Source organism: Maritimibacter sp., assembly GCF_016774595.1.
GTDB lineage: Bacteria > Pseudomonadota > Alphaproteobacteria > Rhodobacterales > Rhodobacteraceae > Maritimibacter > Maritimibacter alkaliphilus.
Genome location: NZ_JACBWT010000001.1, coordinates 1,417,346 through 1,429,932 on the forward strand (window position 1 = coordinate 1,417,346; position 12,587 = coordinate 1,429,932).

Annotated in this window: 13 protein-coding genes; 9 read left to right on the forward strand and 4 right to left on the reverse strand. The window is 65.6% G+C overall.

The features are described 5' to 3' along the window. Nucleotides 1-51: 51 nt before the first annotated feature. Nucleotides 52-1,971 carry an FAD-dependent monooxygenase gene (locus tag HOY44_RS07135; protein WP_287433907.1) on the forward strand — a complete coding sequence of 640 codons (1,920 nt, stop codon included), beginning with the start codon at nt 52-54 and terminating at the stop codon, nt 1,969-1,971. Nucleotides 1,972-2,039: 68 nt separating this feature from the next. Here the strand turns inward: HOY44_RS07135 and HOY44_RS07140 are convergent, their stop codons facing one another. Beyond that, entirely contained in the window at nt 2,040-2,879 is an 840-nt protein-coding gene (locus HOY44_RS07140; protein WP_287433909.1) for a zinc-ribbon domain-containing protein, read from the reverse strand. A 164-nt stretch (nt 2,880-3,043) separates the two neighbouring features. On the opposite strand from HOY44_RS07140, the gene HOY44_RS07145 reads away from it, so the two are divergent. From HOY44_RS07145 to HOY44_RS07160, 4 genes are read left to right on the forward strand one after another with little or no spacing between them, the layout of a single operon-like run. Further along, entirely contained in the window at nt 3,044-3,718 is a 675-nt protein-coding gene (locus HOY44_RS07145) for a cell division ATP-binding protein FtsE (RefSeq protein ID WP_008333703.1), read from the forward strand. Continuing rightward, entirely contained in the window at nt 3,715-4,620 is a 906-nt protein-coding gene (locus HOY44_RS07150; protein ID WP_008333701.1) for a cell division protein FtsX, read from the forward strand. The genes HOY44_RS07145 and HOY44_RS07150 overlap by 4 nt, the downstream gene beginning before the upstream one ends. Continuing rightward, nucleotides 4,620-5,363 (forward strand): lysophospholipid acyltransferase family protein, encoded by a 744-nt coding sequence (locus HOY44_RS07155; RefSeq protein WP_008333696.1) that lies wholly within the window; start codon nt 4,620-4,622, stop codon nt 5,361-5,363. The genes HOY44_RS07150 and HOY44_RS07155 overlap by 1 nt, the downstream gene beginning before the upstream one ends. Next, nucleotides 5,350-5,955, forward strand: coding sequence for a pyridoxamine 5'-phosphate oxidase family protein (locus HOY44_RS07160; RefSeq protein ID WP_287433913.1), 606 nt, complete (start codon nt 5,350-5,352; stop codon nt 5,953-5,955). Before HOY44_RS07155 ends, HOY44_RS07160 begins: the two co-directional genes overlap by 14 nt. 85 nt (nt 5,956-6,040) lie before the next feature. Here the strand turns inward: HOY44_RS07160 and HOY44_RS07165 are convergent, their stop codons facing one another. Further along, nucleotides 6,041-7,006: an acetyl-CoA carboxylase carboxyltransferase subunit alpha gene (locus tag HOY44_RS07165; protein WP_008333694.1), complete on the reverse strand. Its 966-nt coding sequence runs from the start codon at nt 7,004-7,006 to the stop codon at nt 6,041-6,043. 118 nt (nt 7,007-7,124) lie between these two features. On the opposite strand from HOY44_RS07165, the gene HOY44_RS07170 reads away from it, so the two are divergent. Genes HOY44_RS07170 through HOY44_RS07180 form a run of 3 tightly spaced genes read left to right on the forward strand, consistent with a single transcriptional unit; the run spans nt 7,125 to nt 8,949 of the window. After that, complete coding sequence (locus HOY44_RS07170; protein WP_287433915.1) at nt 7,125-7,961, forward strand: AraC family transcriptional regulator; 837 nt, start codon at nt 7,125-7,127, stop codon at nt 7,959-7,961. Continuing rightward, nucleotides 7,958-8,347 carry a DUF1801 domain-containing protein gene (locus tag HOY44_RS07175; protein WP_287433917.1) on the forward strand — a complete coding sequence of 130 codons (390 nt, stop codon included), beginning with the start codon at nt 7,958-7,960 and terminating at the stop codon, nt 8,345-8,347. The genes HOY44_RS07170 and HOY44_RS07175 overlap by 4 nt, the downstream gene beginning before the upstream one ends. Further along, on the forward strand, nt 8,344-8,949 hold the full coding sequence (locus HOY44_RS07180; protein WP_287433918.1) for a GyrI-like domain-containing protein: 606 nt from the start codon (nt 8,344-8,346) through the stop codon (nt 8,947-8,949). The genes HOY44_RS07175 and HOY44_RS07180 overlap by 4 nt, the downstream gene beginning before the upstream one ends. Here the strand turns inward: HOY44_RS07180 and HOY44_RS07185 are convergent. Continuing rightward, nucleotides 8,946-10,205 carry a glycosyltransferase gene (locus HOY44_RS07185; RefSeq protein ID WP_287433920.1) on the reverse strand — a complete coding sequence of 420 codons (1,260 nt, stop codon included), beginning with the start codon at nt 10,203-10,205 and terminating at the stop codon, nt 8,946-8,948. The genes HOY44_RS07180 and HOY44_RS07185 overlap by 4 nt on opposite strands. A 29-nt stretch (nt 10,206-10,234) precedes the next feature. Further along, on the reverse strand, nt 10,235-11,194 hold the full coding sequence (locus HOY44_RS07190) for an L-malyl-CoA/beta-methylmalyl-CoA lyase (protein WP_287433921.1): 960 nt from the start codon (nt 11,192-11,194) through the stop codon (nt 10,235-10,237). A gap of 384 nt (nt 11,195-11,578) precedes the next feature. Between HOY44_RS07190 and dgcN the strand changes: the two genes are divergently transcribed. Further along, nucleotides 11,579-12,583 (forward strand): N-acetyltransferase DgcN, encoded by a 1,005-nt coding sequence (dgcN, locus tag HOY44_RS07195; protein WP_287433922.1) that lies wholly within the window; start codon nt 11,579-11,581, stop codon nt 12,581-12,583. Nucleotides 12,584-12,587: the final 4 nt, after the last annotated feature.

Sequence of the window (12,587 nt, forward strand, 5' to 3'; positions counted from 1 at the left end):
TTAATTTGCCGGACGGTCGGTGCGACCCGCGCCGCGAGAGGAGGATGGACCATGCAGTATTACGAAGACGGCTTTCGCGGCGGTGACCCGGACCTGAAAAAGGCGGCGCCCGGACGGCGCGACCGCGCGCCCTTCGCCCCCCTGCCCGACAAGGTCGACGTGCTGATCGCAGGCTCCGGCCCCGCGGGCACCTGCCTGTTCGCGCAGCTTTCGCAGTTTCCCGAGATCGACACCATGCTGGTCGAGCGCAAACCCGGCCCGATCGAGAAGGGTCAGGCGGACGGCATCAACACCCGGACGATGGAGATGTTTCAGGCCTTCGGCTTCGGCGAGAAGGTCAAGCGCGAGAGCTATTGGGTGAACCAGACGAATTTCTGGGTGCCGGACACCGCGAACCCCGGCCACATCAAGCGGATCGGGCGGGTGCAGGACGTGGCCGACGATTCCTCCGAAATGCCGCACACGCTCATCAATCAGGCGCGGGTGCACGAGTTGTTCCTCGACGTCGCGCGCAAGTCGGCGGCCCGCAACGTGCCGGATTATTCCTGGCAGGTGAAGGACCTGACCGTCGACACCACGACCGAGGATCATCCGGTGACCGTGATCCTCGAAAACACCGGGATCAACGCGGGCGAAACCCATGTGGTGCGGGCGAACTACGTCGTCGGCTGCGACGGGGCGCGGTCGTCGGTGCGCACGGCCATCGGCGGCAAACTGGAAGGGGACGCGGCGCATCAGGCCTGGGGCGTGATGGATATTCTCGCCAATACCGATTTCCCGGACGTGCGCCAGAAGTGCCTGATCGCGTCGAAATCCGAAGGCAACGTCCTGATCCTGCCGCGCGAAGGTGGCTACCTGTTCCGCATGTATGTCGAACTCGACAAGCTGAACCCCGACGAACGGGTGTCGGCGCGCAACCTGACGCAGGATCATATGATCGCCGCGGCCCAGCGCATCCTCACCCCCTACACGCTCGACGTGAAAGAGGTGGTGTGGTGGTCGGTCTACGAGATCGGGCACCGGATTTCCGAGACATTCGACGACGTGCCGCCCGAGGACCGTGCCACGCGCAATCCGCGCGTTTTCACGGCGGGCGATGCCTGCCATACCCACAGCCCGAAGGCGGGTCAGGGCATGAACGTGTCGATGCAGGACACCTTCAACCTTGGCTGGAAGCTGGCGCATGTGCTGACGGGCCGGGCCGATGCGAGCCTGTTGCACACCTACCGCGCCGAGCGGCTGACCGAAGCCAAGCGGCTGGTCGAGACCGACCACAAATGGGCGCGCATCATGTCGGCCCCGCCGGGCGAGAGCGAGTTGGACGGCACCGACATGCCACGCATCCAGAAGCATTTCATCGAGAACCTCGAATTCACCGGAGGGCTGGCCGTCAAGTACGACCCGTCGCGGGTGACGGGCGCGCCGACCCATCAGGCGCTGGCCACGGGGGAGGAGATCGGGCGCAGGTTCCACTCGGCCCCTGTCGTGCGGGTGTCGGATGCGATGCAGATGCAGCTTGGCCACGCCGCCGAGGCGGACGGGCGCTGGCGCATCTATGCCTTCGGCGGCAAGGAGGACACGTCGGAGCCGGGTTCGGCGCTGCACAAGCTGGCCGACTGGCTGGAGAGCGACCCGGCCTCGCCCGTTGTGCGCCACACCCGCGAGGACGAGGATATCGACGCCGTCATCGACCTGCGCGCGATCTTTCAGACCACGTTCGACAAGATGGCGTATGAGAAGATGCCGTCGCTGCTGAAACCGATCAAAGGCCCGCTTGGGTTGCAGGATTACGAAAAGGTCTTCTGCCTCGACCACAAGGGGCTGGGCGACATCTACGAGATGCGTGGGATCGACCGCGACAAGGGCTGCATGATCGTCGTGCGCCCGGACCAGTATGTCGCCCATGTGCTGCCGCTGGATGGCTACGACGAACTGTCGGCGTTTTTCGCGGACATCCTGCTCCCCGTTTGACATGAGCGGACCGAGAAACGACGAAGGGTGCCCGTGAGGCACCCTTTTTCTTGTTCATGTGGTGACGATCAGCCCTCGCCCGCGGCATCCTCGAGCTTGTCGACGACACCCTGCATCAGCCCTTCGATCCAGCCGAACAGGCGGTTCACGAGGTCGACATAGGCGACCATGGTGTCCGTGAGTCCGGGGAACAGCTCCACGATCCTGGGCGCGAAAACGTAAAGCCCAAAGGCGATGGCGACCAGCAGGACCACGATCGAAAACCCACGGCTGAACCCACCGCGCGGTTCGCGGCCCTTGTCCTTGTCGGCAGCCGGGCGCGGCGTCCGCTTCGGTTTCGGCTTGGCGCTGTCCGGTGTATCGAGGGTCGAGTTGATCTCGTCGATATCGGGGAACATGTCCCGACGCGCCTGCGGGCCGGGGGAAGGCGGCGGCGCGACCTCGGGCTCAAGCGTCTCGCCCTCTTCGATCCCGCGCATCCGGGCCATCCGTTCGCGGGCGATGCGGCGACGTTCCTCTTCCGGGTCGCCGTAATCCTCGATGCCCAGCTCGCCCTGGGTCTCGACTGTCCCGCCCTCATGGGCGCGCGCGGCCATTTCGCGCTGCGCCTCTTCGGCGAGAATGTCCCGGACCCCGTCGTCGAGCTCGCGCCGTGGCCGGGCCGGAGCGGGTGTTTCCGGCTCGTCACCCCCGTCGTCTTCGTCCGGGGCGGTCTGGCTGTCGTGGGTGTTTTCGGGCGCGGCCAGTGCGGCGTCGGGGTCGTGATCCGGCGCACGCTCCTGCCAGTTCGCGCTGCGCTGGAACCATGCGTGACCGCAATTCGAGCATTGAACGTCGCGTCCACCCTCGGGGATCACGCGATCGTCGACCTCGTACTGCGCACCGCAATTCGGGCATACCAGCCGCATATGACCTGTAACCTCGCCCTGTCCTTCGTATTCCCCGGTCGCCCGGTCCACCCGTTTGCGCCACTATGCGAAGCAAAGCCCGGAAAATCAAACCTTTGCAATCCCGAGATTGAAACAATTCACACCGTGGGGCAAAACGGTTCCGAAGAAAGAGAGGCGGGGCGGTGATCGAATTCGAGGAAGTCTCCTACGGCTACAGCGGGGGCGGGCCGCTTCTGTCCGACGTGTCGCTCAAGCTGGCGCCGGGGTCGTTCCACTTCCTGACCGGACCATCGGGCGCGGGCAAGACCACGCTGATGAAGCTGTGCTACGGGGCGCTCGTGCCGACGCAGGGCCGCGCGGCCCTCTTCGGCCATGACGTGCGCACGATGACGCGCGACGACGTGGCCGAGGCCCGGCGGAGGATCGGCGTCGTGCATCAGGACGTTCAATTCCTCGACCACATGACGGTGATCGAGAACGTGGCCCTGCCCCTGATGGTGTCGGGTCGCGATACCGAGCTTCAGGACCTGTCGGACCTGATGGGCTGGGTCGGGCTTCAGGACCAGATGGAGGCGCTGCCGCCAGAGTTGTCGGGGGGCGAACGCCAGCGCGCGGCCCTTGCCCGCGCCGTCATCATGTCGCCCGAGGTCATTCTGGCGGACGAACCCACGGGCAACGTGGACTGGGAGATGTCGCTGCGCCTGTTGCGCCTGCTCATCGAACTGAACCGCATGGGCAAGACCGTGATGATTGCGACCCATGACATGAACCTCATCCGGCAAGCCAAAGCACAGGTTCAGGCGCGGGTGCTGCGGATTTCCGACCGGCGGCTGCAATTGGCGGGGGCGGACCTGTGATCTCGCGTTTCGCCAGTTTCCTGACGCTTCTCACGGGCGACGCGCAGGCCGACCGGGTGGTGCCGCCGACCGGCTTCACGGCGCGCCTGACCCTGTTCGCGTCCGGTGCCATGGCCTTTCTCGCTGTCTTCGCGCTGGCCCTGTCGCTCGCCACCGGGCGTCTGGCCGAGCAATGGGGCGATGCGCTGGCCCAATCGTCGACCATCCGCGTGTCGGCGCCCGAGGGTCAGGTGGACCAGCAGGTGATCGCCGTCATGGACGTGCTTCGCACGACACCGGGCATCGCGGATGCGCGTGTTCTCACCGACGAGGAACAGCGCGCGCTGCTCGAACCGTGGTTCGGCCCGGACCTTCCGCTCGACACCCTGCCGATCCCCCGACTGATCGAAGTGATCGAAGAGGGCGACGGCTACGACGCCGAGGGGCTGCGCCAACGCCTTGCCGGTGAAGCGCCGGGCGCCGTGCTCGACGATCACACCCGCTGGCGCGACCCGCTGGTGCGCGCGGCCAAACGCCTGCGCGGGCTGGGCGCGATCTCGATCCTGCTCATCACGCTGACGACGGCGGCGATGATTACGCTTGCCGCCAACGCGGCACTGGCGGCCAACGCACAGGTGATCCACGTCCTGCGGCTCGTCGGGGCGCGCGACAGCTACATCGCGGGGGCCTTCGTGCGCCGGTTCACCCTGCGTGCGCTGATCGGGGCGAGCGTCGGCATGATCGTCGGCATGATCGCCATCCTGCTCTTGCCGTCCGCCGACATCGGGGGCCAGTTCCTGACCGGTCTCGGCTTCCAGGGCTGGCATTGGGCCCTGCCCTTCGCTATTCCGCTGCTCGCGGCCATCGTGGCCTTTGCCGCCACGCGCGCCGCCGCCAACAGCACGCTGCGGGAGTTGACCTGATGCAGGCCATCCAGTTCATCCGCTCGATCCTCTTCGCCGGGCTGATGTATGGCGCGATGGGGGTGATGGGGGTCATCTACTTTTTCCTCACGCTCATCGACCGCGACTACGCCTATACGGCCGTAAGCCACTACACCGCTGTGGTCCGGTTCCTCGCGCGATGGGTCATCGGGCTGAAATCCGAAATCCGCGGCGAGGTGCCGACGGACGAGGTTCTGATCTGCTCGAAACACCAAAGCTTTTTCGACATCATCCTGATCGTGTCGGCCGTGCCGCGCCCGAAGTTCATCATGAAGAAGCAGTTGGTCTACGCCCCCGTGCTCGGCTACTTCGCCAAGGCCATCGGCTGCATCCCCGTGGATCGCGGCAAGCGCGGTGCGGCGGTGAAGCAGATGATGGCCGATGTCGCCAGCGGCGCGTCCCGCCCCGGTCAGCTCATCATCTTTCCGCAAGGCACGCGCGTCGCGGCGGGGGCGAAGAAGCCCTACAAGATCGGCTCCGGCGTGATCTACACCGAAAGCGGACAACGCTGCATTCCGGCGGCGACGAACGTGGGCGTGTTCTGGAAAAAGAACGGGATCACCAAGTACCCGGGCACGGCGGTGCTGGAATTCCTGCCCGCGATCGAACCGGGCCTGCCGATCGAGACGTTTCAGGCGGTGCTGGAGGAAACGGTCGAAAAGAACTCCGACCGGCTGATGCGCGAGGCGGGGTTCGACCCGGACAGCTATGAAGGTGATTGAAACCATCGCGGCGCTCGAGGCGCTCTATCCTGCGAAGCCCTCCGACCCTGCGACGATCAAGGTCACCGACCGGCTCACGCCCAGCTACCGCGCATGGATCGCCGCCTCGCGGTTCTGCATCGTCTCGACCGTGGGGCCGGAAGGAACCGATGCCAGCCCGCGCGGCGAGGATGGGCCGGTGGCGCTGGAACTGGATGTGCGCACGCTCGCCATCCCCGACTGGAAGGGTAACAACCGGCTCGACACGCTCCGCAATATCGTGCGCGACGGGCGGGTGTCGCTCATGTTCATGGTGCCGGGGTCGATGAACGTGATGCGTGTGAACGGGACGGCGGTGCTGACGGACGACCCGACGCTGACCGGGCGGTTCGAGCACAAGGGGCGCAATCCTAAGTCCGTGATCGTGGTGACGATTCGCGAAGTCTATTCCCAATGCGCACGCGCCGTTCTGCGGGCGGGGCTGTGGGAACGGAACGATGCCGAGGGCCTGCCGAGCGTGGGCGACATGCTGCGCGACGTGACGGACGGCGCGTTCGACGGGGCGACCTATGACCTTGAATGGGGTGAGCGCGCGAAGGACACACTGTGGTGACAAGCTCTTCGCGCGCCTGACAGCGGCTCCTCGCGGGCAAGCATGGGCGAAGACGGGCCAGCGGCTCGGATGAGCCGGGCGTGCGTCAGGCCGCCAGACCCTGCGACCCCATCTTGAGGTACTTCTCACGCCGCGAGGTCTTTAGCTCGCCCGGCTTTTTCTTGCCCAGCGCCTTCAGCTCCGCCTCGATGGCATGGCCCACGGCCGCGATGGTCTGACCCACGCCGCGATGCGCACCGCCCACCGGCTCGGAAATAATCCGGTCGATCACACCGAGGTTCTTGAGGTCCTGCGCGGTCAGGCGCAGCGCCTCGGCGGCCTCGCGCATCTTCTCGGCGTCTTTCCACAGGATCGACGCGCAGCCCTCGGGCGAAATGACCGAATAGACCGAGTGCTCCAGCATCATCACCGTGTTGCCGGTGGCAAAGGCCACGGCCCCGCCGGAACCGCCCTCGCCGATGATGACCGACACGAGCGGCACGTTCAGCGACAGGCATTTTTCGGTCGAGCGTGCAATCGCCTCGGACTGCCCGCGTTCTTCGGCACCCTTGCCCGGATAGGCACCGGGCGTATCCACCAGCGACACCACCGGCAGGCCGAAACGGTCGGCAAGATCCATGAGCCGGATCGCCTTGCGATACCCTTCGGGCCGGGCCATGCCGAAGTTGCGCTCGATCCGCGACTTGGTGTCGTGGCCCTTTTCATGCCCGATCACCATCACCGGAATGTCGCCCATCCGGGCCAGCCCGCCCATGACGGCGTGGTCGTCGGCAAAGTTCCGGTCGCCGGCCAGCGGCGTGTATTCGGTGAACAGCGCGTCGATGTAGTCCTTGCAGTGGGGCCGCTCCGGGTGGCGCGCGACCTGACATTTCCGCCAGGGCGAGAGGTTCTTGTAGAGGTCCACGAGCATCTGCTCGGCCTTCTTGTCGAGCGCCTCGGCCTCGCCCTTCACATCCATCTCTTCGTTGGCCCGCGCCATCGCGCGCAACTCTTCGGCTTTCCCCTCGATTTCCGCGAGCGGTTTTTCGAAGTCGAGATAGTTCTTGGTCATACGCGCGCCTCGCCGGACAGTTTGGGCCGATATAAGGTTTCACGGGGGCGAATTGCAACTCGGCAAGATTTGTGACCTCGCCCGATGGCAGAAAGACGGGCAAGGGAGATCGACCGGAATGGCGAACGATTACGAGAAACGACTGCTCCGGGTTCTGGATTACGTCTACGACAATCTCGACGGCGACCTGTCGCTCGACACGCTCGCGGATGTGGCCGCGCTGTCGCGGTTCCATTTCCACCGGGTCTTCACCGCCGTCACCGGGGAACCCGTGGCCCATTTCATCCGGCGTGTGCGCCTGCACCGCGCCGGGCTGGAACTGTTGTCGTCGGATGCCCCGGTGGCCGACGTGGCGGCGAAGATGGGTTACGACAACGCGCGCAGCTTTTCGCGCAGTTTCCGCGACGCCTTCGGGCGCACCCCGTCCGAGTTTCGCGCGCATGCCCAGCCGGTCCCTCCCCTGCGACTTGGCACATCGGGAGAGACGCAGATGTATGACGTAAAGATCGAAGACCAACCAGCCCGCCGGCTTGGCGTGATCGACCACCGAGGCCCCTATATCCAGATCGGCGAAGCCTTCGAAAAGGCCGGATCGACGGTCATGGCGCGCGGCCTTGGCCCGCATCTTGGCGCGATGCTTGGCATCTATTTCGACGACCCGGAAAGCGGGGCCGCCGAAGATCTGAGATCCGCCGCCGGGTTCGAGATGGACGAGACCGCCGAGATCGCCCCGCCGCTCAGGGAAGTCCGGCTGGAGGGCGGCAAGCACGCCATCCTGACCCATACCGGGCCCTACACGGGTCTAGCGCAGGCCTATAAATATCTGTTCGGCGAGTGGCTCGCGACTGCGGGTGAAATGCCGCGCGAGGCGCCTCCGTTCGAGCTTTACGTAAACACCCCCATGAACACGGCCCCCGACGATCTGGTGACGCTCATCGGCGTGCCGCTCCTATGACACCGATGCTCGACGACGTGCGGGCCGCGTTCGATGCGGCCCCGGAGGGCGCGAGGCGGGGCCTTCTGCATCTGCGCGGTCTGATCTTCGCGGTGGCCGAAACGACCAGCGCCGGCCCAGTGACCGAGGCGCTGCGGTGGGGTCAGCCAGCCTATCTCGCCCCGCATGGCTCGACCCTGCGGCTCGGCACCCCCGCGACCGGCGGCTTCGCGCTTTATGCGCATTGCCGCACCTCGCTGATCGCGGATTTTCGCGACATGACCGGAGGGCGGTTCGAAACCGAGGGCAACCGGGCCGTCCTGTTCGCGCAGGACGCCGACATCGACGACGACGCGCTCGCCCCGCTCATCGCGCGGGCACTCACATGGCACAGGAGGGCGGCATGACCGCGAAACTCGAAATCCGCAAGTCGGACAAAGCCTATTACGGCGGCAAGCCCGGTGTCTGGCAAAGGCTGACCCTGCCGCCCATTCCCTACCTCGCGATCACCGGCAAGGGCGCGCCCGACGGCCCGGCCTATGCCGAAGCGATGTCCGCGCTCTATCCGTTGGCCTATGCCATGAAATTCGCCGCCAAGGCCGAAGGGCGCGACTTCACCATTCCGCCGTTGTCGACCCAGTGGTGGGCCGCAGACCCGACCGCTTTCGTGCAAGGCCGACGGGAGGAATGGGAATGGCAGGCCATGATCCGGATGCCGGACTTCATCGACACGACCTTTCTCGACGCCGCCCGCAAGTCTGCGAAACCCGGCCCGCGCCGTGACGAGGTCCGGCTCGAGATCATCGACGAGGGCGATTGCTTTCAGATGCTCCACATCGGCCCCTACGCCGACGAGGCCCCGAAGCTTGCGGAACTGCACGACGAACTGATGCCAGAAGCTGGCGTCACCTTCGCCGGGCCGCATCACGAGGTCTACCTGTCGAACCCGGGGCGCACCGCGCCGGAGAAGCTCAAGACCATCCTGCGCCAGCCGGTGAAGCCGGCCTAGGCGGCCTCGATCACCTCGACCGCACGTTTCAGACCGTCCTCCTGCCGCACCGCCGCGCCAAGCGCCTCGGCGGCTCGCGCCATGGCAGGGTCGCCTGTCACACGGCGCAGGGCCTCGGCCAGATTGTCCGCCGTCAGTGATTTCTGCGCGATGGGGTCGGGTGCGACGCCGTGCTGGGCCATGATCTTTCCCCAGAACGGCTGATCCCCGAAGAACGGGACGATAACCTGAGGTTTGCCCGCCCGGATCGCTGCCGCCGTCGTGCCCGCGCCACCGTGGTGCACGATCGCTGCCATGCGGGGAAACAGCCAGTCGTGCGGCGCACCTTCGATCTTGTGGATGGTGTCCGGCAGGTCCGCCGGTTTTAGCCCGCCCCAGCCGGTCGCGATGATCCCGCGCATCCCGGTCCGGGTCAGCGCCTCGATCACCGCCTTTGCCAGCCGCCCGGGCGAGCGGCCCGCCATCGACCCGAACCCGACGTAGACCGGCGGCGGCCCGGCCTCCAGAAATGCGGCGAGGTCGTCTGGCGGCGTCCAGTCGCCGTGGTCCGTGAACCAGTAGCCTGTCATCACCGCCTCGTCGGGCCAGTCGCGCGGGGCTGGCAGAACCGACGGGCTGACCGCGTTCAACACCGGCAGCATCCGCCCACGGCTGTCGCGCAACAGATCGAAACGCCGCTGTTTCGGCAACCCGCGCTCGGCCCGCATCTCGCGCACGTGCCGCCCGGCGGAAAACGCCATGGTCCGGTTGACGAAGCGATAGGAGAACCGGTTCCACCACTGCCAGCCGGTATCGGGAAAGCCGACATTCGGCCGCTCGCCCGTCGGCACCATCATCGGCACCAGCATCGCGAGGACCGCTGGGATGCCGCGCTTTTCCGCGATGTGAGGCCCGGCGTAGGTCTTGGGATGAAACACGATCAGGTCCGGGTCCACCGCCTCGGCCGCGGCCCAGCTGTCGCCGATCAGTTCGGCCTGGGCCGGTCCGACCGTGCGGGTCAGCATCACCGTCCATTTCAGCGACTGGAGCACGCCTTGGGTCGATTCCATCATGTCGCGCCCGGCTTCGGTATCCAGAAGGTTCAGCATGGCGTCGGACATCGGGGCGAATCCCAGACCGGCCTCGCGCACGAACGTCTCGAACCTACGCGCGGTGCCAAGCGTGACGTCGTGCCCGCGTGCGACGAGCGCGCGCCCGAGCGCCACGAAGGGCTGGACGTCACCGCGCGAGCCGTAAGTGAGGATCAGGATCCGCATGTGAGCACCCTATCGCGGGTGCCTGCATGTTACGACCCGGCAATCAGCTCCGACTGTTTGACGATCACTTCGGCCTGCTTGATCGAGGCGATATCGACGAGGCGCCCCTTGTAGACGGTCGCCCCGGCGCCGGTGCGCTTGGCCTCTTCCATCGCGGCGAGGATTTCGCGCGCTTCCGCCACCGCCGCGTCGGACGGGGTAAAGACCTTGTTCGCCAACGCGATCTGCTTGGGGTGGATCGCCCATTTGCCGACCATGCCGAGGGTCGCGGACCGCAGGGCCTGCGCGATGTAACCGTCGTCGTCCGAGAAGTCGCCGAAGGGCCCATCGACCGGCAGAAGCCCGTGCGTCCGGCAGGCCGCGACGATGGCCGCCTGTGCCCAATGCCAAGGATCGGACCAGTGCTTCTGGCCCTCATGCAGCATGTAGTAGTTCTCTTGCGTGCCGCCGATCCCGGTCGTGGCCATACCCATCGAGGCGGCGAAATCCGCAGCGCCCAGCGACATGGCGACGAGGCGGGGGGAGGCCGCAGCGATTTCTTCCACATGGGCGATGCCGGCGGCGCTTTCGATGATGACCTCGAAATCGATGGGCTTTTCGCGACCCTTCGCACGTTCGATCGCCGTGACGAGCGCATCGACCGCGTAGATGTCGCCCGCGCAGCCCACCTTGGGAATCATGATCTGGTCAAGACGGTCGCCTGCCTGTTCCAGCACATCGACCACGTCACGATACCAATACGGGGTGTCGAGCCCGTTGATCCGTACCGACAGGGTTTTCTTGCCCCAGTCCACCGTGCTGATCGCCTCGATCACATTGGCGCGCGCGGTGTCCTTGTCGGATGGCGACACCGAATCCTCGAGGTCGAGGTTGATGACATCCGCGTCCGACGCGGCCATCTTCGCAAACAGCTTGGTGTTCGAGCCGGGGCCGAAGAGCTGACAGCGGTTCGGGCGGGCGGGAGCGGCGGGTTGGATACGGAAGGACATGAGGCCTCGCAACGTCGTTTCGTTTTTGTCGCCTTTCCGGTTAGATTATTGCGCAGCAGCCTTCAACCATGTTTTTCGCACCCGCAGCATTTTAGATCTACCCGGAGTTCGATCCTTTGCAGATTTCGCTCGGTCAGGCAGAGGCAGGCGGGAACTGGGAACCAACTGAGTGCCAAAGACCGCAGAATCGAACTTGGGCGTTGCATTGCCATTGTGCTTTCCTTCGACGATAGATAGGGCAATCCGCGGGATATTCTGCGCAAGATTTGCGCCATATCCATGTTTTCTCCCAATCACGACGCGACTGACGCAAGAATCGGGAGCATTTCGCAGACGCAGCATGGCAATCTGGGATCAAACGCGACACTCGTGAGTTAGTGACACATGATCCAGACACCATATCTTCTATTCCTCGGCGATGCGCCCGACCCCCTTGCCGCGAAAGTGGCGCAGGGCATCAAGGACTGGCGCCCCGAGAACGCCGTCGGTCAATTCCGGATGGACGGATGCAAGGCCGACATGAAATTGCCCGACATGACACTTGCCGAAGCCAAGGAAGCTGGCGCCAAGACACTCGTCATCGGCGTCGCGAACCGGGGTGGCGTCATCAGTCAGGCTTGGAAAAAAGTCCTGATCGCCGCGCTCGAGGAAGGCTTCGATCTGGCGAGCGGGCTTCACAACCTGCTGCGCGACGAGGAAGACCTCGTGGCCGTGGCGAAGGCGACCGGGCAGACCCTGCACGACGTGCGCGTTCCGTCGGTCAAATACCCCATCGCGAACGGCGAGAAGCGCAGCGGCAAACGCTGCCTCGCCGTCGGAACGGATTGCTCGGTCGGCAAGATGTACACCGCCATGGCGATGGATGCCGAGATGCGCGAGCGCGGCATGAAATCGACCTTCCGCGCCACGGGCCAGACCGGCATCCTCATCACCGGCGACGGCGTGCCGCTCGACGCCGTGATCGCGGATTTCATGGCCGGGTCGATCGAATGGCTGACGCCCGACAACGATGACGACCACTGGGACCTGATCGAAGGTCAGGGGTCGCTGTTCCACGTCAGCTATTCGGGCGTGACCATGGCGCTGATCCACGGGGGGCAACCCGATGCGCTGATCCTGTGCCATGAGCCGACGCGCGATCACATGCGCGGCCTGCCCGGCTATCAGCCCCCGTCGCTGGAAACCCTGCGCGACACCGCCCTGCCGCTGGCCCGCGTGGGCAACCCGGCCTGCGAAGTCGTCGGCATCTCGGTCAACACGCAGCACATGGAAGAGGCCGAGGCCAAGGCATACCTTGCCGAGGTCGAAGAGCGTCTTGGCCTGCCTGCGACCGACCCCTACCGCTTCGGATCGGCCAAGCTGGTGGATGCGCTGGCGGAGATGGGGTAGTTTC